26 protein-coding genes and 1 pseudogene are annotated in these 24,455 nt (G+C 69.8%); 6 read left to right on the forward strand and 21 right to left on the reverse strand.

Annotated features, from left to right (window positions below):
* Positions 1-5: 5 nt before the first annotated feature.
* Positions 6-977, reverse strand: a complete 972-nt coding sequence (pip, locus tag KVS71_RS05765; protein WP_217584090.1) for a prolyl aminopeptidase — start codon at positions 975-977, stop codon at positions 6-8.
* Between the two features lie 70 nt (positions 978-1,047).
* A complete protein-coding gene (locus KVS71_RS05770; protein ID WP_217584091.1) occupies positions 1,048-1,929 on the reverse strand; it encodes a neutral zinc metallopeptidase in 882 nt (293 codons plus the stop codon).
* A gap of 51 nt (positions 1,930-1,980) precedes the next feature.
* Between KVS71_RS05770 and KVS71_RS05775 the strand changes: the two genes are divergently transcribed.
* The 6 genes from KVS71_RS05775 to KVS71_RS05800 all read left to right on the forward strand — a co-directional run bounded on the left by KVS71_RS05775 (position 1,981) and on the right by KVS71_RS05800 (position 5,828).
* Positions 1,981-2,970, forward strand: a complete 990-nt coding sequence (locus KVS71_RS05775; RefSeq protein WP_217584092.1) for a malate dehydrogenase — start codon at positions 1,981-1,983, stop codon at positions 2,968-2,970.
* A 53-nt stretch (positions 2,971-3,023) separates the two neighbouring features.
* A complete protein-coding gene (locus tag KVS71_RS05780; protein ID WP_217584093.1) occupies positions 3,024-3,497 on the forward strand; it encodes a dehydrogenase in 474 nt (157 codons plus the stop codon).
* Positions 3,498-3,586: 89 nt separating this feature from the next.
* Positions 3,587-3,889 (forward strand): hypothetical protein, encoded by a 303-nt coding sequence (locus tag KVS71_RS05785; protein WP_217584094.1) that lies wholly within the window; start codon positions 3,587-3,589, stop codon positions 3,887-3,889.
* Entirely contained in the window at positions 3,889-4,998 is a 1,110-nt protein-coding gene (locus KVS71_RS05790) for a hypothetical protein (RefSeq protein ID WP_217584095.1), read from the forward strand. Before KVS71_RS05785 ends, KVS71_RS05790 begins: the two co-directional genes overlap by 1 nt.
* Positions 4,995-5,405, forward strand: coding sequence for a hypothetical protein (locus tag KVS71_RS05795; RefSeq protein WP_217584096.1), 411 nt, complete (start codon positions 4,995-4,997; stop codon positions 5,403-5,405). The genes KVS71_RS05790 and KVS71_RS05795 overlap by 4 nt, the downstream gene beginning before the upstream one ends.
* Positions 5,406-5,474: 69 nt before the next feature.
* Positions 5,475-5,828 (forward strand): copper resistance protein NlpE, encoded by a 354-nt coding sequence (locus KVS71_RS05800; protein WP_217584097.1) that lies wholly within the window; start codon positions 5,475-5,477, stop codon positions 5,826-5,828.
* Positions 5,829-5,890: 62 nt separating this feature from the next.
* Here the strand turns inward: KVS71_RS05800 and KVS71_RS05805 are convergent, their stop codons facing one another.
* The 19 genes and pseudogenes from KVS71_RS05805 to KVS71_RS05895 all read right to left on the reverse strand — a co-directional run.
* On the reverse strand, positions 5,891-6,652 hold the full coding sequence (locus tag KVS71_RS05805; protein ID WP_217584098.1) for a hypothetical protein: 762 nt from the start codon (positions 6,650-6,652) through the stop codon (positions 5,891-5,893).
* Positions 6,649-7,860 carry a hypothetical protein gene (locus KVS71_RS05810; RefSeq protein WP_217584099.1) on the reverse strand — a complete coding sequence of 404 codons (1,212 nt, stop codon included), beginning with the start codon at positions 7,858-7,860 and terminating at the stop codon, positions 6,649-6,651. The genes KVS71_RS05805 and KVS71_RS05810 overlap by 4 nt, the downstream gene beginning before the upstream one ends.
* The gene (locus KVS71_RS05815) at positions 7,860-8,156 is read right to left on the reverse strand and encodes a hypothetical protein (RefSeq protein WP_105949206.1); all 297 of its coding nucleotides are present in this window, start codon (positions 8,154-8,156) and stop codon (positions 7,860-7,862) included. The genes KVS71_RS05810 and KVS71_RS05815 overlap by 1 nt, the downstream gene beginning before the upstream one ends.
* Positions 8,153-8,455, reverse strand: a complete 303-nt coding sequence (locus tag KVS71_RS05820; protein ID WP_060922239.1) for an SAV_915 family protein — start codon at positions 8,453-8,455, stop codon at positions 8,153-8,155. The genes KVS71_RS05815 and KVS71_RS05820 overlap by 4 nt, the downstream gene beginning before the upstream one ends.
* Positions 8,456-8,474: 19 nt before the next feature.
* A complete protein-coding gene (gene eccCa / locus KVS71_RS05825; RefSeq protein ID WP_217584100.1) occupies positions 8,475-12,449 on the reverse strand; it encodes a type VII secretion protein EccCa in 3,975 nt (1,324 codons plus the stop codon).
* Positions 12,446-13,681: an FHA domain-containing protein gene (locus KVS71_RS05830; RefSeq protein WP_167627853.1), complete on the reverse strand. Its 1,236-nt coding sequence runs from the start codon at positions 13,679-13,681 to the stop codon at positions 12,446-12,448. Before KVS71_RS05830 ends, eccCa begins: the two co-directional genes overlap by 4 nt.
* Positions 13,678-15,042 carry a hypothetical protein gene (locus KVS71_RS05835; RefSeq protein ID WP_158698509.1) on the reverse strand — a complete coding sequence of 455 codons (1,365 nt, stop codon included), beginning with the start codon at positions 15,040-15,042 and terminating at the stop codon, positions 13,678-13,680. The genes KVS71_RS05830 and KVS71_RS05835 overlap by 4 nt, the downstream gene beginning before the upstream one ends.
* 64 nt (positions 15,043-15,106) lie before the next feature.
* On the reverse strand, positions 15,107-15,535 hold the full coding sequence (locus KVS71_RS05840) for a hypothetical protein (RefSeq protein WP_060923469.1): 429 nt from the start codon (positions 15,533-15,535) through the stop codon (positions 15,107-15,109).
* A 26-nt stretch (positions 15,536-15,561) separates the two neighbouring features.
* Positions 15,562-17,133 carry a hypothetical protein gene (locus tag KVS71_RS05845; RefSeq protein ID WP_144880596.1) on the reverse strand — a complete coding sequence of 524 codons (1,572 nt, stop codon included), beginning with the start codon at positions 17,131-17,133 and terminating at the stop codon, positions 15,562-15,564.
* The gene (locus tag KVS71_RS05850) at positions 17,130-17,462 is read right to left on the reverse strand and encodes a hypothetical protein (RefSeq protein ID WP_060923471.1); all 333 of its coding nucleotides are present in this window, start codon (positions 17,460-17,462) and stop codon (positions 17,130-17,132) included. Before KVS71_RS05850 ends, KVS71_RS05845 begins: the two co-directional genes overlap by 4 nt.
* A gap of 29 nt (positions 17,463-17,491) precedes the next feature.
* Positions 17,492-17,782: a WXG100 family type VII secretion target gene (locus KVS71_RS05855; RefSeq protein ID WP_060923472.1), complete on the reverse strand. Its 291-nt coding sequence runs from the start codon at positions 17,780-17,782 to the stop codon at positions 17,492-17,494.
* Positions 17,782-18,186, reverse strand: coding sequence for a YbaB/EbfC family nucleoid-associated protein (locus tag KVS71_RS05860; RefSeq protein WP_217584101.1), 405 nt, complete (start codon positions 18,184-18,186; stop codon positions 17,782-17,784). The genes KVS71_RS05855 and KVS71_RS05860 overlap by 1 nt, the downstream gene beginning before the upstream one ends.
* 48 nt (positions 18,187-18,234) lie before the next feature.
* A complete protein-coding gene (locus tag KVS71_RS05865; RefSeq protein ID WP_247641871.1) occupies positions 18,235-20,064 on the reverse strand; it encodes a S8 family serine peptidase in 1,830 nt (609 codons plus the stop codon).
* Between the two features lie 38 nt (positions 20,065-20,102).
* On the reverse strand, positions 20,103-21,497 hold the full coding sequence (locus KVS71_RS05870) for a hypothetical protein (RefSeq protein WP_157547054.1): 1,395 nt from the start codon (positions 21,495-21,497) through the stop codon (positions 20,103-20,105).
* On the reverse strand, positions 21,487-22,818 hold the full coding sequence (locus tag KVS71_RS05875) for a S8 family serine peptidase (RefSeq protein WP_368874558.1): 1,332 nt from the start codon (positions 22,816-22,818) through the stop codon (positions 21,487-21,489). The genes KVS71_RS05870 and KVS71_RS05875 overlap by 11 nt, the downstream gene beginning before the upstream one ends.
* A gap of 11 nt (positions 22,819-22,829) precedes the next feature.
* Positions 22,830-23,177 (reverse strand): hypothetical protein, encoded by a 348-nt coding sequence (locus KVS71_RS05880; RefSeq protein ID WP_060923659.1) that lies wholly within the window; start codon positions 23,175-23,177, stop codon positions 22,830-22,832.
* Between the two features lie 124 nt (positions 23,178-23,301).
* A complete protein-coding gene (locus KVS71_RS05885) occupies positions 23,302-23,583 on the reverse strand; it encodes a WXG100 family type VII secretion target (protein WP_081811619.1) in 282 nt (93 codons plus the stop codon).
* 41 nt (positions 23,584-23,624) lie between these two features.
* Positions 23,625-23,939, reverse strand: a complete 315-nt coding sequence (locus tag KVS71_RS05890) for a WXG100 family type VII secretion target (protein WP_025104644.1) — start codon at positions 23,937-23,939, stop codon at positions 23,625-23,627.
* Between the two features lie 219 nt (positions 23,940-24,158).
* A pseudogene (locus tag KVS71_RS05895) lies at positions 24,159-24,455 on the reverse strand (hypothetical protein); the annotation flags it as partial.

Raw genomic sequence — 24,455 nt, forward strand, 5'->3', positions numbered from 1 at the left:
ACGCGTCAGGCCTCGGGGCGGAACCGATCGGTCGCGGCGCGGAGAGCCGCACGGATGCCGGGTTCAGCGGCGGAGTGCCCCGCGTCGTCGATCACCTGGAAGTCGGCTTCCGGCCAGGCACGGTGCAGGTCCCACGCCGTCATCATCGGCGTGACCACGTCATGGCGGCCCTGCACGATCACGGTCGGGATGTGCCGGATGGCGTCGATCCCCGCGAGCAGCTGTCCCTCGGCCCACCAGCCGCGGTGCACGAAGAAGTGGTTCTCGATGCGTGCGAAAGCGACGGCCCGGCGGGGGTCCGCCATCGCCGCGATCTGCTCCGGGTCGGGGCGCAGCGCGACGGTCGCCGCCTCCCACGCGGCCCACGCGAGGGCCGCCCGTTCATGGACCGCAGGGTCCGGGTCGAAGAGCCGCCGGTGGTACGCCTCGATCATCCGCGAGCGCTCCAGGACCGGGATCGGCGCGATGAAGTCCTCCCACAGGTCGGGGAACAGCGCCGCCGCCCCGCCTTCGTAGAACCACTCGAGCTCGGCGCGACGGAGCGTGAAGATCCCGCGCAGGATCAGCTCGGAGACCACATCGGGGTGCGCCTGGGCGTAGGCGAGCGCGAGGGCGCTGCCCCAGGACCCGCCGAACACCTGCCACGTCTCGATGCCGAGATTCTTGCGCAGCAGCTCGAGGTCGGCGATGAGGTGCGCGGTGGTGATGTGCCGGAGATCGGCCTCCGGCTCCGCGGCGGACGGCGTGCTCCGACCGCATCCGCGCTGATCGAGAAGGACGATCCGGTAGACGTCGGGGTCGAAGAACTGGCGCTGCCACGGCGAGGTGCCGCTGCCGGGGCCGCCATGGAGGAACACGACGGGTTTACCCTCGGGGTTGCCGCTGATCTCCCAGGCCACGCGATGCCCGTCGCCGACGAGCAGCACTCCGGTCTCGTGCGGCTCGATGGGCGGATAGAGCCCCTCGGTGTTCGTCATGTTCGGTCCCCCAACCGGTCGTGCGGTCCTGCCGAGTCCACGTTATCTGACAACGGCGGGACCACCGGGCCTACGGGTCGAGCTGATCGGCGGGGAGGGTGAACACCTGCCCGCACGCATCGAGCCCGTTCTGGTATCCCTCCGCGAACCAGCGCTGACGCTGCTCGCTGGAGCCGTGGGTCCAGGTCTCCGGGTTCACCTGCCCGGACTGCTCCTGGATGTGATCGTCGCCGACGGTCGACGCCGCGTTCAGGGCGTCGCGGATCTGCTCCTCCGTCGGCTTCTCGAGGTACGGATCGCCGTCGGCGTCGGTCTGCTCGGTCGCGCGGCCGAGCCAGCCGCCGGCGTAGCAGTCGGCCTGCAGCTCCATGCGCACGCCGTTGCTGCCGGGGCCCGTCCCGTTGTTCGGGTACTCCTCCATCGCCCCGAGGAGGTTCTGGATGTGGTGCCCCCACTCGTGCCCGACGATGTAGAGCTGCGCGAGGTTCCCGGCCGAGGCCCCGAACTGCTGCTGCATGAGCTGGAAGAACGTGGGGTCGATGTAGACGGTCTCCTCCGGCGGGCAGTAGAACGGGCCGACCGCGTTGGAGGCGGTACCGCACTGCGTGGAGGTCGCTCCGTCGACGACGATGAGCTGCGGAGCCTGGTACCCCTCCACGTTGTCCTCCCAGAAGGCGTCGAGCGCGAGCTGCGCCCCCGCCATGCGGCAGTCGACGTTCGCGTTCGCGTCCGCGCCGCTGTCGCAGTTCTCGATGGCCGAACCGCCGCCGGGCTCGCTCCCGCCCCCGGGCGCGCCGCCGACGAGTCCACTCAGGTCGATGCCCAGCAGCGGGCCGGCGATGAGGGCGAGGAGGGCGAGCACGCCGACGCCGGAGCCGCCCGCGATCGCCGCCGTGCGTCCGCGGCGGCGCGTGGTGTTGCGGGAGAGGTCGGCGTCGGGATTGAACGTCATGCGTCGAGGGTACTCCGCGCGCCGACACCGCGACGGACGTAGGCTCGTGACATGGCCACCACGATCACCATCACCGGCGCGGGCGGACAGATCGGCTACGCGCTCCTCTTCCGCATCGCCGCCGGCGACATGCTCGGTCCGGATGAGAAGGTGCGGCTGCGGCTGCTGGAGATCCCGCAGGGGCTCGGCGCGGCAGAGGGTGCGGCGCTGGAGCTCCAGGACGGCGCATTCGACCTGCTCGAGCACGTGGAGGTGACCGACGACGCCGCGGTCGGCTTCGACGGCTGCGACCTCGCCCTGCTCGTGGGCGCCCGCCCCCGCGGTCCCGGCATGGAGCGCGGCGACCTGCTGGCCGCGAACGGCGGCATCTTCGGGCCGCAGGGCGCCGCCATCGCCGCGAACGCCGACCCCGGCGTCCGCGTGACCGTGGTGGGCAACCCGGCCAACACGAACGCCCTGATCGCCTCGGCGGCGGCCGACGGCGTGCCCGCCGACCGCTTCACCGCCCTCACGCGGCTGGACGAGAACCGCGCACGGGCCCAGCTCGCCCAGACGCTCGGCGCCCCCGTGCACACGGTGCGGCGGGTGCCCATCTGGGGCAACCACTCGGCCACGCAGTTCCCCGACGTGTCGCATGCGACCGTCGGCGGGAAGCCCGTGCAGGATGCCCTGGAGCGGATCGTCGGCGACGTCCCGGCGTGGCTGGACCAGACGTTCATCCCCCGGGTCGCCAAGCGCGGCGCGGAGATCATCGAGGTCCGCGGGTCATCCTCCGTCGCCTCCGCCGCGAGCGCGACGATCGACCATGTGCGCGACTGGGTCCGCGGGACCGAGGACTGGACCTCCGCCGCCGTCGTCTCGCGCGGAGAGTACGGCGTTCCCGAGGGCCTCGTCTCCTCGTTCCCCGTGCAGTCCGTCGACGGCGAGTGGCGCATCGTGGAGGGCCTGGAGATCGACGACCGTGCCCGCGCGCGCATCGACGCCTCGGTCGCGGAGCTCGTGGAGGAGCGGGAGGCAGTCCGTGCCCTCGGACTGCTCTGATCCGGTCGCCGCGGGACGCCTCGGCAGGGCAGAATAGAGGGCGGAGGTGCGGGATGAGCGACACGATTGACCCGGCGGGAACGACGCCGTCTCTCGACGATGCGCTGACGAGCCCGCTCCACCTCCCGCACGACGCAGCGAAGTGCCCGAAGTGCTTCACGGAGCTGCAGCAGAACCGCAACTTCTGGACCGCGCGTCCCGCGGGCTCCCGCCTGGTCGGCCTCGTCGTCGCCCGCGAGGGCATGCCGTCGGTCGTCGAGCAGCGCGCCGACCTCACCCGCTTCGGCGTGCCCATCGAGGGCTTCCGTCACCCGGCGCCGGACATCCTGGAGAGCTGGAACGACCGCCTCGCGCGGCTCATCTCGACGCTCCGGACCGGAGACGTGGTCGTGGTGGCGAACATCCGGGCTCTGGGGCTCGATGCCGAGGAGGGCGCGCGCACGGTCGCCGAGCTCCGGCGCCACGGCATCATCGTGAAGGTCCTCGGCCACGAGGCGCGTCATCTCGCCGACGCCGCCGCCCGCTGAGCCACCGGTATACAGCGTCCCCGTTCTCTTCACCGTCGTCCTCTCTCCTCGTTAGCCTGGATCCGGGGCGGGGGTCTCCGGGGGAAACAGTGCGCAACGGTCTTCACATCGACGTCAGTGGCATGCGCCGAGTGGCGCGGTCGCTCCATGACATCTCTCACGGCAAAGCACGTCTCGATGGCGGATTCGACCTCACGGAAGCGCTCAGCGACCTGGTCTCGTCCGGTGCGGAGATGTTCGTGTCTACGTGGTTCGAAGCGCATGGTGTCCTCATGCTCTCCAGTCGAGGCCTGGCGAGCGGAGTGGACGACACGGCGCAGGATTTTCTCGCCACGGAGCAGGCGCACGTCGATGCCGTGACGGCCTTCATCGAGGCGCTGGAAGTCCGGTAGTGCCGAACTGGACGAGGTTCGACCCTGGCGCCGGCGACCTGACCGCGTGCGACAGGGCGAAGCAGTGGACGGACTCGCAGGCGTCGGGCCTCGCGGACGCGAGATCGGCCGTGTCCGCCATTCTCCGCGACCTCGACGACATCTGGACCGGGGAGAGCGCCGACGCGTTCCGCGCCCGCATCCTCGAGTTCCACGACCGTCTGGAGGCCTCCGAGGAGGCGATGCGGATCGCCGGCAAAGGGATCCTCGCCTACGCTGATACGGTGGCCGAGATCGCTCGCCGAGCCGCACCTCTGAAGCACCGACTCGAAGCTGCCGAGCTCATCCTCAACGGTGTCCACAGCGAGACCCTCTTCGGCACAGACCCCGAGGGACTCGCGCGGCGGTTCGATGCCGAGCAGCAGGCGACGATCGATGCGCAGGATGCAGCCGACGAACTCGCCCGCCTCGCCGATGCCCGTGAGAAGGCGGACCAGGTCCTCGCCGCCCTGCTTGCCAGAACCGCGTCGGAAGCCTGGGGAGCTCTCGACTGCACCGCCAGCCCGTCTGGCAAAAGCCCGCGGGAGCTCGCCAACGGACGTGTAGGGGATCTGCTCAGTGACTTCCTCAGTGGCCGTGACGGTGCGAGCGGGGTCGTCCTCGGCCCAGACGATCCGTTTGTTGCAACCCTGATGCACAGCGACCACATCAACGGTGCCCGCACCGAGGTGGTTGATGCGCTCCGCAGTGGGAGATTAGTCGAGGGTGGGATACCCCTTTATTACGATCGGGTCATCAGCGACAACCCCTGGGTTCTCGTTCAGGACGGTTTCAACGTCTTCACGAGCGGGGTTCCCAGCTCCCTACTCGGAGGCCAAAACCTGCCCGAGTCCCTTCTCGGCTCATATGAGCTGGAGGTGCACGCCGGAGAGTCCCAGCCAGACGGAGGCGTGGCAGTCACGTACATCATTAACAACGACACGACCATCGACTCCGCAACGCGCATCCCCGGCACGGGTGGCGCGCACGTGCCCCTCGTGGAGGCCGCCATGACGTCGGCCTACGCTAGTCACGGAGAGTTCGCGCCCCAGCATCAGACCATCGTCTGGACCGAAACGGTGTACTCATGACTTTCATCCTCCGCGCCCGCTCAGCAATCGCGGCGGTTGCTCTTGCCCTTCTCACGATACTCACCCTCGCCAGCTGTGCCCCCGCCCCCGCCGTCACCTCTCCCATCGGCGTCTGGGAAGCGGTCGGCGACGACAACGGCACCCTCACAATCAACCGCGACGGCACATTCACGATGACCGATGCCTCCTTTGACCCCATCTGGCGCACTGATTCGGCCGATTTCCACGGACGAGGAACCTGGCAGACGTTCTCTGACGACCCACCGCTTGTCCTACGATTCGACGAAGCCACCAACGACGGCTTCGCCGTTGACCCCGCGGGACTGCAAGTCGACTTCACGTCGGGCACGATCCGGTTCGAGGACCCGGAACAAACCGTGAACATCGAATTCCGTCTCGCGAACTGACACCTCATGGCTCACCTCCGAGGCTCATTTCCGAATGCCGTATTGTCGCCCGTACTCGTCCTTGCCACCATGCTCGGCCTCGCCAGCTGCACCCCCGCCCCACATGTCACCTCTCCCGTCGGCGTGTGGGAAGCGGTTGGCGACGACAACGGCACCCTCACGATCAACCGCGACGGCACATTCACGATGAGCGACGCCTCCTTTAATCCCCTCCAGTACCGAGACACGCAAGACAACTTCCGCGGCTCCGGTGTCTGGGAAACCTTCTCCGACGACCCGCCGCTTGTCTTACGGTTCGACGAGGCCGCCAACGGCGACTTTCCCATCGATCCCGCGGATCGGCAGGTCGATTTCACCTCCGGCTCGATCCGGTTCGAGGACCCGGAACGGACCGCGAGCATCGAGTTCCGCCTCACGGACTGACGCTCTGGCGACGACCCCCGAGGATCACACCGTCGAACCCTCGCGTATACGGAAAGGTCTTCCTAGAACTCGCCGGACCGCAGGCGGGCGAGCGTGCCCGCACCGATCTCGGCACGGACGTCGGGACGGTTCGCGTAGAAGGTGACGAGCTCGGCCAGGAGCACAGGGTCGCTCGCGAGGTCGGCCGCCGCCCACGACGACGGCTGCGCGGTCGCCGTCCGCAGCACCACACGGTTGCCTTCCAGGCCGGCGCCGACGACCTCCTCCCATGCCACGGCCACGTTGTTGCGCGGGATTCGGAGCTGCAGCCCGTCGGGGCGCAGCGTCAGGCGATGGGCGGAGGGAGCCCGGAACCACGACCGGATGCCGGCGACCGTCATGATCAGCGCGACCACCGGGAGGAGGAGCAGGGTGAGGAGCGGCAGTCGGTCTGCGGGCACCGTGAAGATGCTCCATGCCCACGCCGCGAGGAGCAGGGCCCCCACGGGCGCGAGGGCGCGCAGCGGCCAGACGATTCCCGCGGCCCCGCCGAACGCGATCGCCGGACCGTCGACGACCGGCCGGACGACTCGGACCCGGGAGACGCGGGCGTGCGCCACCATCAGCCAGACGCCCACGGCGACGGCCGCGAGCACACCGATCCCCAGAGCCTTCATCGCCGGAGCCGGATCGGCGAACAGGATCAGGCTGAACAGCAGGACCACGATGGCGAACACGACGCCGAACACGGTGAGTGCCGTGGTCGCCCGCTGCTGCCCCTGCCACCCCGGATGACCTGGCACCCAGATCGTCTCCGGAGACGTCGACTGCTGCTGCCCTGTCACCCGAACAGTCCCTTCCACGCCTTGCCGATGTTGTGCCCCGCGTCGCCCACGAAGTCGGTCGTGTTCTCCCAGGCGTCCTCCGCGAAGTCCGTCGTGGCGTCCCACGCATCCGCCATGCCGGCGTCGATCGACTCCCGGACGTCCTGCGGGACCCAGTTCTCGTAGGCCCACACCGCACCGGCACCGACCGCCACCGCGGCCCCGCCCACGACGACCGCCGTGCCCCACACGGGGAGCGTGACGACACCGGCCGCTGCGAGCGCGGCGACACCGGCAGCCGCAGCGGCGCCACCCGCCGCACCGCCGATGATCTCCACCGCGGTGGACGACGGGTCGTCGCCCGACGACATCGCCGAGCCCAGATTCCAGGCGTCGACGCCCCAGCCGATGAACGGCACCGCCCGACTCGCGCGAGAGAGTCCGCGGGCCAGATCCTCGGCCTCATCCGCCGCCCACCGCATCCCGGTGGGGTTGGCGGCCTCGGCAGCGGCCTTGACGGCGGGATTGCCGGAGCGCAGCTCGCGAACGAAGTCCGATGCTCCGAGACGCAGATCCTCCGCGTGGGAGGTGAGCTCGGCCGCCGTCTCCGCCCACGCCAGGCCCTGGCCCTCGAGGTAGATCTTCGGGACCTCGCCGCTCGCCTCCCGCAGACCGGACAGGATCTTGTCCGCCGTGGACTGGCTCGGCATGGTCCCGAGGAATCCGTCGAGGTTCTCGCTGATCCAGACCTCGAGCTCGCCCCACCAGGAGCCGACGTCGGCGGCGATCTCGTTGTACAGCTCGATGCGGTCGAGGTGTTCCTGCCACTCGTCCCAGTAGGGGTCGTCCCGCGAGGTGGGGCACACCGGGATCAGGGACACCGGCCGGCCGATGATCATGCCGTTGACCGGGAGCCCCGCCGCCCTCGCATTGTCGCGGTGCGTCGCGAAGTCCTCCTTCATGCGCCGCAGCTGCCCGGCGTACGACCGGAGCTTCTCGGCGGCGTCACGGGCGAGGTCCTTGATCTCCTTCGCGGCGTCGGTCGTGCGCGAGAGGATCGTGACGTAGTCGTCCGCCGACTCGCCGTACCAGTGCCCGCGCACCCCGGTCGGGATGAAGGTCGTGACGTTGGAGGAGGCGTCTGCGGCGTCCTTCAGGTCGGGGTCGAGCCAGTCCGCGGCCGCCTGCACCTGGTCGGCGTCGCCGTACGTGGTCGTGTCGATCGTCATCAGAGGTCCTCGACGATGGCCGCGACCGGGTCGAGCTGGTCGATCACGTCCTGCTCGTTCGTCTCCGCGTCGTCGGCGATGGCGCGGACGATCTCTCCGAGGGTGCCGTTGATCCGGTAGAGGGCGTCGACGCCCTCCCCCACCCGCTGCATGATCGCGGCGACCGTGTCGGAGGCGAGTCCGCCGTCGACGGCCGTCGGAATGCCGGAGAGCTTCGTCTCGATGAGCTCGACCGCCTCCTCGTGCATGTCCGCGTGGACGGCCATCACCTCCGGGTCCATCGAGATGCGGCTCATGCGATGGCTCCGTTCCGGCGGTAGGACGCGGGCACGTCGAGGTCGAAGATCACGACATCGTAGGGCTGCGCCTCCTTGATCTGACCGAGGTCCTCGGTGCGCACCAGCACCCAGGGCTGCCGCTCGCCGGCGAGCTCCAGCAGCCGGTCGAGGGCGGTGTAGGCGAGCAGTGCACGCCGCCCGTCCTTCAACTCCCGGATCTCGACGAGCTGCTCCTCGGGCGTCGACGTCACGCCTAGGGGCAGGTACAGCACGGGTGGGACCATCGGCGCTGCGGCCGGCGTCGGTTCGAAGGTCATCTCGGTCTCTCCTCGGTTGTCACTCGTAGCTCGGCGGCACCCACAGCAGCTGCGCGGAGACGAGGCCCCGATCGCGACTGACGATCTGCGCACGGCCCGGGATCGCGGGAACGGCCTTCACCTTGCCGATGAGCTGGCCCTCCTCGGGGCTGCCCGAGAGCAGGATGCCGGTCGCACCCAGGTCGGTCATGCGCTGGATGATGGGATCGTACGCGGCGCGGCTCGCCCCGCCGGTGCGGCGGGTGAGGATCACGTGGAGGCCGAGGTCGGCCGCCTGCGCGAGCAGCGGCGCGAGGACCGCGACCGGATTGCCCTGCGAGGTCGCCACGAGGTCGTAGTCGTCGATGAGGACGAAACCCTCCGCCCCCTTCCACCACGACCGGCTGCGGAGCTGGTCGGGCGTGACGTCGGGTCCGGGGATGCGGCTCCGGAAGAACTGCGCGAGCTCGTTCATCCCGCCCTCGGTCATCTCGTGCGACGTGAGGTAGGCGCCGAGGTATTCCTGCGGGATCTCGCCGAGCAGGGCACGACGGTAGTCGACGACGAAGATCTTCGCCTCGGTCGGCCCGTACAGACGCGTGATCTCGTGCACGACGCCGCGGAGCATCGACGACTTGCCGGAGTCCGCGTCGCCGTACAGATACAGCAGCGGCTCGGCGACCGGATCGATCGAGAACGGGGCGAGGTTCGCCTCGTCGATGCCCAGCAGGAGTTCGCGGGGCTCCGTGCCGTCCAGCGACTGCGCGGCCGCGACGGCGCGCAGGTCGGCATGGCTGATGCGCGAGGGCAGCAGCCGCAGCTTGGGCCCTGCCGGACCGTGCCACGCCGCCGCGACCCGTGCCACGAGGTCGTCGATCCCGTCCGGCAGGCTCGACGCGTCGTCCACGCCGTCGACACGCGGCAGCGCCGTGAGCATCTGCAGACCGCGGTCGTTGAGACCGCGGCCGGGGATGGCCGTGACGTTCTCCGCCGCCTTGCGGTTGACCTCGGAATCCGTCGGGTCGCCGAGACGCAGCTCGATGCGGGTGCCGATGAGGTCTTTGATGTTGGCCCGGATCTCCATCCAGCGCGCCGCCGTGATCACGACGTGGACGCCGTAGGTGAGACCGCGGGCCGCGATCGCCTGGATCTGCGGCTCGAGCATCTCGAACTCGGCGCGCAGCGTGCCCCATCCGTCCACGATGAGGAAGATGTCGCCGTAGCCGTCGTCGGCCAGTCCCTGCCCGCGGCGCTGCCGGTAGGCGTCGATCGAGTCGATGCCGTGCTGCCGGAAGTACACCTCGCGGGCGTTCAGCAGGCTGGTGACCTCAGCCACCGTGCGGCGGACGACGTCCGGCTCGGACCGCGTCGCGACGCCACTGATGTGCGTGAAGTCCTGCATGCCGGTGAAGCTGCCGCCGCCGAAGTCGATGACGAAGAACTGCACCTCCTGCGGCGTGTGCGTGAGCGCCAGGGCGGCGACCGTCGTCCGCGCGAGCGTGCTCTTACCGCTCAGGGGCGCGCCGACGATGGCCATGTGTCCGGCCGCGCCGCCGAGCGAGACCGCGAGGTTCTCGCGGCGCTGCTCCAGCGGCACGTCGACGATGCCGAGCGGGACCGTGAGCGCTCCCGCCTTCCGCCAGCGCGGGGAGACGAGACCGAGCGACGGGTCCTCGACGAGGTCGCCGAAGAGCTGGTCGAGGGTGGCCGGTGTCACCAGCGGCGGCAGCCACACCTGGTGCGCCGCGGGGCCGCGTCCCTTCATGGACTCGACCGCGATCTCGAAGGTGTTGCGCTTCTCCTCCGGCTCGGCGTCGACCACGACCTCCGGCTCGTCCACCGGTGCCTCCGCCCGCCACACCGGCGCGGCGGTGAACAGCTCGACCGCGGTCGAACCCGTGCTCTGGCCGGAGCCGGACGAGGCCCGACGACGACGACGCGGCGGTGGTCCGGACACATACGCGGCGCGGAACTGGGTCATGGTCTCGGTGTCGGACTTCAGGATGCCGGCGCCCGGCTGCGTGGGCAGGTGATAGGCGTCCGGCACGCCGAGGACCGTGCGGGACTCGGCCGCCGAGAACGTCCGAAGCCCGATGCGGTAGGAGAGGTGCGTGTCGAGGCCGCGCAGCTTGCCCTCCTCCAGCCGCTGGGAGGACAGCAGCAGGTGCACCTGCAGCGAGCGGCCGAGCCGGCCGATGTTGACGAACGTGTCGACGAACTCCGGCTTGGCCGACAGGAGCTCGGAGAACTCGTCGGCGACGATGAGCAGGGCCGGCAGCGGCGCCAGGTCGGTGCGGCCGCCGCGACGCGCCTTCTCGTAGTCGGCCACGTTGGCGAACGGACCGGTGGCCCGCAGCAGCTCCTGTCGGCGCACCATCTCGCCCTGGAGCGCGTCCTGCATGCGGTCGACGAGGGAGATCTCCTCACCGAGGTTCGTGATGATGGCCGAGACGTGCGGCATGTCGGCCATGCCGGCGAACGTCGCGCCACCCTTGAAGTCGACGAGCACGAAGTTGAGCTGCTCCGGCGAGTGGGTCATCGCGAGCGCGAGCACGAGCGTGCGGAGCACCTCCGACTTCCCCGAGCCGGTGGCACCGATGATGAGGCCGTGCGGGCCCATACCCTGCTGCGCCGATTCCTTGATGTCGAGGATGAGCGGGCTGCCGTCCTCGGTCTGGCCGATCGGCACGCGGAGCCGGTCGCGCTCCAGGCGCGGTGCCCAGGCGGCGTCGAGGTCGAGGTCGCGCACATCGGGAAGACCGAGGAGCTCGACGAGCTCGGCCTGGCCGGTCGCGCTCTTCTTGCTCGCGATCGCCGTGCCGCCCGAGTACAGGGCGATGAGCCGACGAGCGGTCGCCTCGGCCTCGACGATGGTGATCGCGTCGGCCTCGAACGGGCGTGCGGGCACCTGCAGACTGACGAGCTCGGCGCGTGTGCTCGCACCGCCGGTCTCGAACGCGATGCGCAGGGCGTTCGGGTCGTCGAGGTCGCCCCACCGGGCGGGCAGGTCGATCACGGTCACGCCCTGGACGCCGTCGCCGGTGACGAGGGCGTCGTTGAACGACGTCGTGGCGCCGTCCGTGACGATGACGATGTGCGGCGTCTTCGGTCCGGAGCCGTCGCGGGCGAAGCGCGAGCGCTCGCGCACCTCGGGCGGCAGCATGTCCTCGAGCTCCGACAGCTGCGAGCCGATCATGCGGGCGGCGCCGAGGCCGTCCCGCACGGTGCGCGAGTGCGTGTGCGGCAGCCACTTCGCCCACTCCCATTGCGGGAGCACTCCGGTGTCCGCGGCGATGACGATCTGCAGCACGTCGGGGTCGTGCATGGTGGCCGCGTGCAGCAGCATGGCCCTGGCCAGCGCCCGGGTCTCGTCCTCGTCGCCGGTGATCTCGATACGGGCGTAGTCGCGGAGGGTGACGCCGAGCGGGAGGTTCTTCTGGACCTCGTGCGTCAGCATGAAGCGGTGCGCGGCCGAGGCGGCGACGGGGTCGAGCTGCGCCAGTGGCGGGAGCTCCGGGGCTTCGAGCGTGACGCACAGCGGCTGATCGGTGACCCCCACGCGGACCGACAGGAAGTCGGGGTCGTTGACGCCGCGCTCCCAGACGCGGGTGCGCTCCTCCGCGAGGTACGGCAGGGTCGACGGCGCCGGCAGATGCCAGTTCGCGGAGCGGCGCTGCTGGCGGGCGGCGACGCGGACGGTCTGCCGCAGCTCGGTCAGATACGCCAGGTACTCGCGCCGGGCACCGAGCGTGGCCGCCTGCCGCTGAGAGCGCTGCCGCCAGCCGTTGACGGCGACGAAGCCGAGCGAGGACAGCAGGAACATGCCGCCGGTCAGCAGACCCGTGACGGACTGGTTCGACATGGTGACCATGACGATCGCGCCGACGCTGCCGAGCATGGGCAGCAGCGACCCGAGGATCCCGATGCCGCCGTCGTTCGGCTGCAGCTCCGGCGGGGCCTGGACCGGGAGCCTCCCGGAGGGGACACGGGGCGGGGCGAGACGGGGTCCTGTCATGCTCTCTCTCCGGCGCTGCTGTCTGTACCTAGCAGGAGGCTGATGGTGAAGCTGCGGTTGCCCATGCGGACGCGGTCGGCGTCGTCGAGGAGCACGCGCTCGCCGGCGACCAGCTCAGTCGTCTGTCCGTCGTCGCTGCGGACGTCGGAGCCGTTCGTGGAACCGAAGTCAGTCACCCACGTGCGGCCGCGGGAGTGCTCGATGCGCAGATGGGTCTTCGAGACCGAAGCATCGGGGTCGGTGACGACGATGAGGCGGTCGTCGTGGGCGCTGGCGACGGGGCCGCGCCCGAGGTTCGCGGCCACGGGGAGGGCGAGCTGCACCCGCTGGCCGGTGTCGAAGATGAGCAGCAGCGCCCCGGTCTCGGGGGCGGGGGCCTCGGCACCCGTCTGCGGCGCCGGGGCGGGGGCGACCGTGAAGAGCGGCCGATCCGATCCGGGTGCTGCCGGTTCCGGGGTCTCGGTACGGCGGGAGGCGGCGCGGGCGTCGGTGGGCTGGGAGTCCTCGTCCACGACGGACGGCGACGCCACCAGCGGCACGACCTGCGGCGGAGCGAGCGGAGCGGCCTCCCCCGGGGCGGGAGCCGGCGGAGCCTCGACGGCCGCCTTCGCGGGCACGGCGACCACGACGGTGCCGGCGACGCGGTCGGCCCAGGACTGCCGTCTGCCGCCGCGATCCCAGGCGCTGGAGGCGACGACGACCCAGCTGCCGACAGCCACGAGGAAGCCGGCGCCGGTGACGATACCGCGGACGAACTGGCGCCCGATCCCCGGCGACCACGGCCGGTCGGCGCGCGCGCTGCGCAGGCGCAGCACGGCGTTGCCGAGGGTGAGGCCGGTGCGCGCTTCCAGCACCCAGAGGAACAGGGCGAGTTCGAAGACGGTGAGGCCGGCGAGCAGCACGCTCTGGGTCAGCACGAGGACGACGGCGGAGGCGAGGAACACGGCGGCCGCGTCGAGGGTGAAGGCCGCGATCCGCTGAACGGTGCCGGCGGGGGCTCCGCGGAAGGCGGGGCCGAGTCCCTCGGCCGGCCGAGGGACGGTGCGCCGCGACGAGGCGATCGGCGTGGGCGGCGCGGGCGTCTGGCGCAGCGGCGTGCCGTCGACACCGGGGGGCGCCGCGATCAGGGCGGGCGGCAGCGCAGGGATCTCCCCCGGACGGTCTCCGCCGGGCGCCATCGGCGGGATCGGACCCCCGCTCGGCCAGGACTGTGATGGGCCGTTCCCGCTCATCCGGCCATCATTCCACGAACCAGGGAGAGCGCATTCGCGTACAGCAGGGCCGACGGCAGGGCGAGCGCGACGGCGAGCCATTCGAACGCGTCTCCGACCCGCGACCAGACCAGCGACTTCGCGCCCTTGGACACCGGGATGACGACGGCGACCGCCGCCAACCCGACGAGGAACAGCAGGGCCGCTCCCAGCAAATGGAAGCCGCTCCCGAGGGCCGCCGCGACCTGGATGCCGGCGACGAGGCAGACCACGGCGGCCGCGGCGCGGGGGAACCATCGGAGGAGGCGGGAGGTGGTGTGCCGCGGCGTGAGCAGCAGGGCGAGCGCGAGGCAGCAGAGCAGGGCGATCCCGCCGGAGACCACGAACGCATCGTCGGGCCAGGGCCGCAGGAACGCGACCGGAGCCATCACCGCGGCCACGATGCTGAGCACGGCGGTGCCCGCGATGAGCCGCGCGGAGGAATCGTCGACGACCGCGGTGATGCGCTCCGGATGCAGCAGCCCGACCGACTCGGGGATGGCTCCGCGCACGGTCCACCGGCTGGTCATGAAGTGCTTGTAGTCGATGAAGTAGCCCTCGGGGAGGTTGACGAGGCTGCTCGGGAGCGCGCGCAGGCCCAGCGGCACGAGCCCGAGCGAGAGGGCGGCGGCCTCCGCCTCCCCCCACCGCAGCAGCAGGGCGAGGCCCCAGACGGCGGCCAGGCCCACGAGCAGCACCGTCGCCGTCCCCGCCGCGGCGCGCATCGGCCGGGCCCTGGCCGTGACGGCGATGATCGCGGTGGTGATGCCGGCCGCGAGGAACCCGGTGGCGGTCGACAGGTGCGACGCGTCCTCCAGCCCGGCCGGGATGAGGAGAGCGCCGGCCGCGAACGACAGCAGCACGGGCGCGAGCACCCCGAGGATGCCGCGCACTCCCGCCGCGGAGTCGCGTCGCGCCCACGCGACGGCGCCGCCGACCGCACCCGCGGCGACGAGGAGGGCGACGAGCAGCCGGATCAGAGGATCGACGGCGCCCTGGGCGAAGACCGCGACGAGCAGCATCCCGCTCACGGCCAGCAGCCACCACCGTGCGCCGTGGTCGGTGCGCGTCGGGCCCGTCGCCTTCTCTGCCGGGCGCGCCTGCGGAGCCAGAGCCGTGCGGTCGATGAGCGCATAGAGGCCGCCGTCGACGAGGTCTTCGCACTCGGTGTCGCCGGGGATCTCGTATCCCCCGGGTCCGATCGTGACGAACCGGTTTGCGTCGGGGATCCCGCTCAGGGTGAGGGCGTCCTCCAGCGTCTCGTCGAGCGGCAGGGAGAGGTCGATGCGGCGGTCTTCGCTCTGGAGGACGATCCGACGCCGCTCTACGATCTCGACTGACACACCTGCACCCTATCCACTGCGCGAGACTCTCGCCGCGCGGCGCCGCCGCCGGAGGTCCGGAGGGTCACGATGACCCCGCTTCGACGGCATCGATGATCTCGCGTGCGCCGTCGGTCGTGAGCGTGACGTGCCCATACACAGACGTGTCAACGACTCCCGGGACCAACCGCTCCATCATCGACTCGAGGTCGATGGCCTCACCGTCGACGTCACGGACCGCAAGCTCGATGTCATCGGTCGGCAGATCGTTCTCATCGATGATGATCTGAAGAACCGACGCGAGGTCCGACTCGGTGAACTCCGCATCATCGAGATAAACGCCGACCGACAGCTCGAAGGAGAGTCCGCTCGTCGCCTTCTCTGCAAACGCCTCGGTGACTCCGACATCGGAGGCCAAGAGCGCCGCGGGGATCTCCTCGACTTCGTCGTCGGCCAGATCGCCAGCTACCAGCGAGCAACCGGTAACGGAAAAGACCGCCCCTGTGAGAAGCACGGCGGTGATGATTTCGCGACGACGCCTCAATGCTCCACCCCCGAATACACCTGGTGGTCGATGACCTGCCCCCCGAGTCCGGCGAGATCCCAGGGGTCTTCGCCATCGTTCTCTGACCGATAGTGTCGTTCCCACGCGGCGACGGATTCCGCGTACGCATCATTGTCGTGCGCATCGAAGAGGTGTTTCCCTGGCGGGTCGGGGAGCGTGATCTGGTGCATGTTCGGCGGCAGAACCGTGATCGGCGTGTGCGGCACATCGATCGGTGCGATGCCGGGAAGACCCGGCAGCGCGATCGCGCTTCCATCGGTCATCGGCACGATGTCCGACGCGTGCTGGAACGCATAGACGGGGACGTGCGGCGGCACCGCGAAGTTGTCGACGGGCGAGCCGTTCGTCACCACCGCGAGCGGCTTGTAAGGGAAGGTCGGGTCCGCAGCGAGGTTGGCCGCCATGATGCCGCCCTGGCTGAAACCGGTCAGGACGACATCAGCTCCGGCGGGAATCCCCGCCTCCTGCATCGCCTGCAGGACCGCGCGCTCGTACTGGCCACGGAAGACCGGGTTGTCCATCATGAGAGCCAGGTTGCTGTCGCGGTCGTTCATCGCACCGTGCGGCCCGTCGAACTCCCACGGCTGCGTCGAGGGCAGCGACACCACCCAGTGGGTCGAACCGTCCGCCGCCCGCACCTGCTTGATGTCGATGACCGTCGCGTCCTGACCACCCATGGCGTCCGTCGTCGTGTTCACCGCGACGAGATCCGAGAGGGAGCGCAGGTCGGTGACTTCGTGCGCCTCGATCCACGCGAGGAGCGCCCTCCCGCTCAGGTCATCCGGGTCGATCTCCCGCACGTTCACGTCCGTGTCGAGGAAGTCGTCCAGCACGTTCCCGCCCGGGATCCCGAGCGGGCCGCCGAACAGTCCCCCGAGCACCGGCATCATGTCGGCGACCACTCCGCGGAGCCGCTGCAGCGCGTCGCCGACCAGCGGGACGAGCTTGTACAGCAGTTCCGCGAGCGAGACGACGGCGCTGATCAGGTTCTTCACGAGCGCGCCGCCGACCGTGACGAACTCCGCGGCGGAGTTCGCGAACCGCTCGAGGTCCTTGAGCTTCGACAGCGGGTTCACCGACCATCCGAACAGGTCCTCGGCGAATCGGCTGAGACGGCCGAGGAAGTCGCAGATCAGCACGCGAGTGGACTCGATGATGTGCGAGACCGCACGCACGGCGCTCGCAGTCGCGCCCGTCCACTGCACGCCGTCCTCGCTCACGGAGAGCACATCGGAGAAGCGCTCGCGCAACGCCCTGACCGTGCGGCCGTCCAGGTCGACCAGCCGACGATCAGCGTCGCTGAGCATCGCGTGCGTCCTTCCGAGCGCGCGCTCCGCGTCCTCCCAGCGGGCCGCGAAGGCGCCGACGGTGCCCGGGTCGCCGAGCAGATCGTCGAACCACTCGCGGAGGGGCTGGATGTACTGGATCAGCAGACCGGCGATGCCGGGGATGCTCGCACAATCGGCCTGCGCCGACGTGTAGCCCGCAGCGCCCGCTGCCCAGGACCCGGATCGCACCTGGCCGCTGATCGCGGCGACCGCGGTCACAGCGCCTGTCCTTCGATCGCGCGGAAGGTCGTCACGGCGGTCTCCTCCACCTCGCGGAACTGTCCGACAGTGGCCGCGAGAGCCGCAGACGTCAGTGCCGAGAGCGCGCTCGCCGTCGCGAGCGTCGACCGGGATGCCTCTGCGAGTGCCGACACCGCCGGGCCGAGCAGGGGGGCGCACAGGGCCCCGAACGCCTCTCCGCCCACGCCGCCGGCCGCGTTCGCCGCGGCGCCGCGCAGGATATCCGCGGCATCAGAGAGCGCCCGCACATGAGCCTGCAGCAGATCCGCGTCGACGACGATCTGCTGGTTCGCCGCTCCCGTGGTCATTTCCATCCTCCCGACATCGTCATGTTCAGCTACCCCCCGAGTGCGCGCTGGCCGGCCAGGTCCGTCTCGGAGTACGACGTCGCGAGATCGTCCAGGGTGGTCGCGATGGCGTCGACGAGGGCGCTGCGCTCCCGCATCGACAGGTCGAAGCGCCCGTGCGCGGAGTCGAACGCGGACTGGGCCTCCCCCGACCACGAATCCCGCAGCACGCCGGCGATCCCGACGAGCTGCTCCAGGGCGGCATCGATGTTCGCCGACGCATCGCCGATGGAGCGCGCAGCCGCGGCCAGGCGGGACGGGTTGACCTCGATCGTGGCCATCAGCGGTACCCGAGGGTGTCGTCGCCCGGGGCCGGAAACGCGGCCTGGACGTCGCGCCGGACCGCGTCGACCAGCCCGGAATCCGCGCCGAGCGTCTGCGCCAGGGACTCGACCACGGCGTCGGCCGCCGCGCGCTGAGCCGCGGCGATCGTGGCGGTGATCGTCGCGCCGAGCGCGATCGCATCGTCGATGGCGCTCGACAGCCGCACCTCGGCGATCGCCCCGGTCGGCTGCGCCACCACCGTGACCCGACCATCCGACGACGTGACCGTCGCCGTGGTCTGCGTCGCCTCGGCAGACACCCGCGCCGCTTCCTCCGCGAGCACGCGCGAACGCGCGATCTGCGCATCGATCTTCGCGTTCAACGCCTCCATCGACGCGAGAACGTCATTTCCCTCCGGCATCTTCTTCCCCCTCCGTTCGGTCACAACGAGTCGAGTGACCGATTGCGCTTAGTGCTCATGCTTTCCCCCTTGCGCGGCGGTCTGTCGTCGTGACGAGCTGGTCAGCACTACGGCAAGGACGACCCCGCCGATGACGAGGATGGCGAGCACGGCCCCACCGCCGATCAGCAGCGGCGCGAGACCTGTCCCGGCAGTACCCGAGTCAGATCCCGCCTCACTCGTCGGCTGCGGAGAAGCGCTCGCGGCGAGCAGCGCGGCTTCCTCGTCCACGTTGGCCTGCTGGGGAACAGCGTTCTCATCGTCGGCGTCCCAGAGCGGGTTCACATCCGGGTACTTCGTCGGATCGACAGCCAGCATGCCGGAGAGCGATATCGCCCCGTACCCGCCGCTGTTGTTCCACTTCGGTTCGTGCTCGCCCTTCGTCCCGGTGTTGTGGATCATGCTCTGGATGAGCTGATTGGACGTCGCCTCCGGGTACTTCTGCTTCAAGACCGCCAGGAAGCCCGCCGCGATCGGCGTCGCCAATGAGGTCCCTGAACGCAGTTGCTGCGCGTCCCACGAGTCCGCGGTGCCCTGCGCGATGATCTCCAGCCCCGGAGACGCCACCTTCACGTCCTCACTCAGGTTCGGCGAGGGCTCGGCGAGCACCGGATCGTACGTCGAGTACTGGATCTTGCCGTCGGGACCGAACGCCTGCACGGCGACGACACCGTTGTAGCTCGAAGGCCAGTCGCCGACCCCGCCCACATTCGGCAGCGAACCCAACACCACGACTCCGGCCGCATGAGCCTTCGCCACCGAATCCGCGGCGTCGACCAGCCCGCCCAGCGAAACCGAGATGATATCCGCACCGTCGTCCACCGCCGCCGAGATCGCCTTTGCCAGGCCGGAGGGGCGGCGCATTCCCTCATCGCTCAGATCGTCGTTGATCAGCTCGCCGTTCTCCTGCAGGCAGGTGGACTCGACGTCGTTCCCCTCCGGCGCGCTGGTGGTGATCATCGAGTTGTAATAGAGCACCGTCGCGCCCGGCGCCACGCCCTTGATGGGGGTGCCGCCGACCGCCTCTCCCGTGCCCAGGATCATCGAGGCGACGTTCGTGCCGTGATTCGCCGCGACATAGTCCGAGGAGATCGCGTCATACCGCTTTCCCGACTCGTCGAAACAGAACGACTCCTCCCGCACCTGGAGGTCAGCGCCCCGCAGACCGGGAGCATCCGGATTCACCTGGGTGTCGATCACGGCGATCGTCACTCCGGAACCGTCGAGGCCGGCGTCCTGTGCGGCCTGCACCTTGCCCCGGTTGAAATACCACAGCCCGCCCTCGGACGCATCCGATGCGGCCGCCTCACCGGAGGCCCGAGGCTCGGTACTCGGCTGGGCGACAGGGCCGTCGCAGGTGATCGATCCGGTCAACGTCGCGGGGTACCGCTCGGCATCATCAGCCGTGACATTCACATCGTCACCGGGTTCCCATCCCTCGACGAGGGATACTTCGCCGCCGGACTCTCCGATGGTGAGCACGGTATCTGAGGCGCTGAGGTGGAGTTCCGTTCCTTCGAAGAGCACCAGCCCCTCATCGCTACCCGCGCCGACCGATCCACGGCGGTCGCTGTCGAGCCGGATCGAAAAGCGTCCCTGTGGATCGTTCGAGATCGCAAGCCCGTGCGCACTGTCCGAGTCGCAGCTGATCTGGTCCGGCTTTAACGTCAGAGTCTGCTCTCCGCCGTCTGTCGCGTAGGTCACAGTGAGCACCGTCGCGCCGCTCGGGGCGCAGGCCGCAAGCGAAAGCGCGGTCAACGCCGTAGCAAGGAACGCTGCCGCTGCCCGCCGCATCCCGGAAACGGCGCGCCCACGGGTCAGCTCACTGCGTCCACTCATCCCCCGTACCGCGCCTTCTCGGACCAGAGCGGCGTCATTCAGTTGTTGGGCTCGTCGCGGGATCCGGCGCGGGCGCCCTTGGCGCGGGGGCCAACTTCCTCGTCGTCCTCCAGCTTCGGCGCGATAGGACCACCGAGGCCCGAACGCTTCGCCTTCTCCTCCTCGTCCGCGCCTCCGGCGCCGCCCATCATGCCCATGCCGGGTCGGCCACCGGCACCTGCCGCGCCGGAAGACCCGGTGCCCGAGGCACCCGCCCCGCCGACGCCGCCGGCACCGGCCATACCGCCCGCACCACCGACGCCGCCGACGCCGCCGCCGACCGCGGAATTGCCGAGCAGACCGCCACCGGCCTTGAGTCCGGCACCGGCACCCGGGCCCAGGCCCGCACCGCCGAGTCCGCCCATGCTGCCGAAGCCGGCTATCTTCGAGCTCGCCGCGATCGCCGCCGCACCGGCGCCACCGCCCACGATGCCGCCGAGACCCCCGCTACCGCCGGGGAAGACGCCGCCCGGGAGGGCGCCGCCGGGAAGCGAGCCGGAGCCCGAGCCGCCGGGACCACCGGAACCGCCAGGAAGACCGCCACCGGGCCCGCCCGGAAGGAGACCACCGCCGGGAGAGTCGATCGAGGGATCATCGATACCCACATCGCCCGGACGATCGCCGGGACCCTCCGGAACCCATCCTCCATCGCCCGGCCCGGCGGGGACCGAGGGCACCGCAGGGTTCGTCGGGACCGGGGGATGATACTCGCCGACACCGCCGCCGGGAGGAGTGACACCTCCGACACCGGGTGCGGAGCCGGACGGGCCTCCGATGCCGCTCGGATACGAGATCCGTGGAGCCGTCACCCCGGGATCGGATCCGCCGGGCTGGTCATCCGTGCCGCCAGGCACGGTGACGTCCATGTTGAACGACGCCACCCGCTCTGAGGACTCAAGGAGTTCCTTGGCCGGCTCCTGGAGCGACGCCTCGACCCGCTCGACGATCTTTCGGGCCTCTTCTTCCCGCTTGTTGCCGAGGAAGTTCCCGATGGCATCGAGTGCGGTGTCGGCGGCAAGCGGCCCCAACACGGGGTGGACGACCACCGAACCGACGCGCGCAGCGTTCGCCCAGAAGGAATCGACCTGCGCGCTCGGAAGCTCTGCCGCTGCGGTCTCCCGGCGGATCGAGTTCGCCGTGTCGATGACCCGCGTGATGTGTGAAACGTGCGCTTCTACGTTGCGGAACTGCGCGCGGAGGGTGTTCAGCGACGTCTTGGCGCTCTCGGCAGCGCTCCCCTCCCAGGCGGACGATGCGAGCACAGCAGCAAGCGCACTGTCCAACGACCGCAGCGCGTTCTGAAGCGCAGGAGCCTTCGGGATGCGCCAGTCCTCAACAGCTCGGATGCGATTGAGTTCCGCTTCGTAACCGCCACCAGCCTGCTTACCGGCCATGGGCTCCCCCTTGCTCGTTGTTCCGTCGTCGTGAAGATCGTGTGAGCACCACCGCGAGAATGATGCCGCCCACAAGAAGGACAGCGACCAGGATCCCGCCCCCGACCAGCAGCGGCACCAAGGCGTCCTGCGTGGACGAAGTCTCGCCAGGCTCATCGCTGTCGGCGGTCGGCGCCGGTGTCGCCGAAGCAGCAGCGCGAACGTCGGCCGCCGACGGCCGGGCGTCCGGATCGTCTGCATCGAAGATCGGGTTGACATCCGGGTACGCCGTCGGATCGACAGCGAGCATCCCCGTCAGCGAGACCGCTCCATAACCCACGCTGTCGTTCCACTCCGGCTCGTGCTCACCCTTGGTGCCCGTGTTGCGGATGAGACTCTGCAGCAGCTGACCCGAGGTGGCATCCGGGTACTTCTGTTTCACCACGGCAAGAAAGCCCGCCGCGATCGGCGTCGCATACGACGTGCCGGTGAGGAGGACCTGCTCGTCCCAGGAGTTCTCGCTGCCCTGCCCGAGCACACCCACTCCGGGCGCCGCCACGATCACATGGTCGCTCTGGTTCGGGAAAGGCTCACCCCCTTCAATGGGCGTAGAGCTCTGGATCTTGCCGTCGGCCCCGAACGACTGCACCGCGACGACGCCGTTCCCCCCGGCAGGCTGCACGGCGAACCTGGAGTCGTTCGGGAGCGCCGCCACGACGATCACGCCTGCAGCCTCCGCCTTGGCGAGCGCTTTGGTCACGTCCGTGCCGCCGAGGGAGATCGAGATGATGTCCGCGCCATCCTCCACCGCGTCCTCGATCGCGCGTGACATCCCGGTCGTCCCATCAGCCATGACCGTGCTGCCGTCCTCGAGCAGGCACTGCTCATCGGACCTCTCACCCATCGCGGTATCGAACACCCCATCAGTGACGATCGCCGGGTAGTAGAGGACCTTCGCACCAGGCGCGGCCCCTGCGACAGGAACGCCGCCTGCCGGGGCATCTCCGGTCCCTGCGATCATCGAGACGACGTGCGTCCCGTGCGATGCCGCCACATAATCGGTCGACGTTGCCGGCACCGGGTCTCCCGCGGCGTCGCGACAGTAGGAGTCCTTCACCTCGAGATCCGCGCCGCGGAGACCGACGACGTCGGGATTGATCTGACCGTCGATGACCGCGACGGTGACACCCGTCCCGTCGAAGCCCGCATCGTGCGCTGCCTGCACCTTGCCGCGATCGAACCACCACAGACCCGACTCCAGCGTCGCTGCGTGAGCGGAAGCAGGGAGGAGAAGCGCCAGCGCGACGATCGACGCGACCGCGCCGGATGCGCTGGCTGGCACACCGCGTCGCATCAGTAGTCGGCCTCCGGATTCGTTTCTCCATCGCTCTGCGCGACGGCAGAGTCGAGAAGCGACAGGATTAGCTTCGATTCATCAGCGATGGCTGCATCCTGCTCCGCGATCATCATCACGGCCTGGCGGATGGTCTCCTGCGTCGCATTCAACGAATCGACGGCGTTCTGGGTCGCCATGCCCAGGCGCTCGGCCGCGACGGCCACCGCGGTGCGCAGCTCATCCGTCGCCTTCGACGTGCCACCCTCGGACACGGCGACTTCGTTCGCGGCAGGAAAAGCCGCTGCTTCACGGGCCAGCCGCTTGAGCTCAGCCATGATCTGATCGAAGTCGATTCCGATGGTCATCGACGCCCCCTCTTCTTTCCTCCGGCGATCCCGTCACGCCTGCTGTACCGTCCGGTGGCTCACCGAAAAGCACAGCAGACGGCGCGGGCCCGACGCATCTCTGCGCCAGACCCGCGCCCCGGGTTCACGCGCCGAAGCGCCCCGCAGCCGACTTGTCGGTCTGCACGTACTGACCCGAGATCTCCTCGGTCTTCCCGGCGATCTGCGTGAGCAGCTGCTGCATCTCGCTCAGCGAGCGGTTCCACTTGGCCTGCGCCTGGTCGTAGGCCTGCTGCGCGGCACCATCCCACGCCGCACGAAGCTTGCTGACCTCGGACTCGAGGCGGTCCAGCTCGGAACGAATACCCTGCGACCCGCTGCGGATCTGCGCCGCGAGAGCGTTGACCTGCTCCGGGCGAACGGACATCGACTGCATCATGTTCTCCTTGAAATCTCTGCGGACTGCGCTCAGGCGCCCATCATCGAGCCGAGGCCCGCGATGGTCTGCTGGTGGGATTCTTCGGTCGCGGCCTGGTCGCGCTCGGTGCCGGCGAGGGCATCCTCGAGCGTCACGAGGACCTCGTTGAGCTGACGAGCCTGCTCGTCCCACCGCGACATCAGCGTGGTGAACGATGCGGCGGCCGCACCCGTCCAGAACCCGCGCAGCTGCTCGATCTCACCGCGGACCTTCTTGGTCTGCTGATCGATCCCGGACTTCGTCTCCCGCACGGCCTGGGCTCCGCGACGCAGAGCCCCCTCTTCTGCGGAGATGACATCAGCCATTACTCACTCCCTCCGGTCCCCATGAGGACACACGCGGGGGAGCGCCTTCCCGATACGGGACGACTTCGGAACAACCCCCGACAATCTGTTTCCGCACATAGGCTAAAGCAGGTCGGTGCCCATTTCCAACGGCCTGGACAGATCCGTATCGAAATTTCTACGTTCGATCGATGAATGGCCTGAAGCATCGGCACGCCACTTCCGCTGATGCCCGGCGCCCTACCGGTCTTGCGCGCCTCGGTGCTCGTTGTTCCGTCGTCGTGAAGATCGCGCGAGCACGACCGCGAGAATGATGCCGCCCACAAGAAGGACAGCGACCAGGACCCCGCCCCCGATCAGCAGCGGCACCAATGCGCCCTGCGTGGACGAGGCCTCGCCAGGCTCGTCGCTGTCGGCGGTCGGCGCCGGCCGCGCAGCAGCAGCAGCGGCAGCAGCGCGGACGTCGGCCGCCGACGGCCGGGCGTCCGGATCGTCTGCATCGAAGATCGGGTTGACATCCGGGTACGCCGTCGGATC

The organism is Microbacterium sp. GbtcB4 (assembly GCF_019091465.1).
In the GTDB taxonomy this organism is placed as follows: Bacteria; Actinomycetota; Actinomycetes; order Actinomycetales; family Microbacteriaceae; genus Microbacterium; species Microbacterium paraoxydans.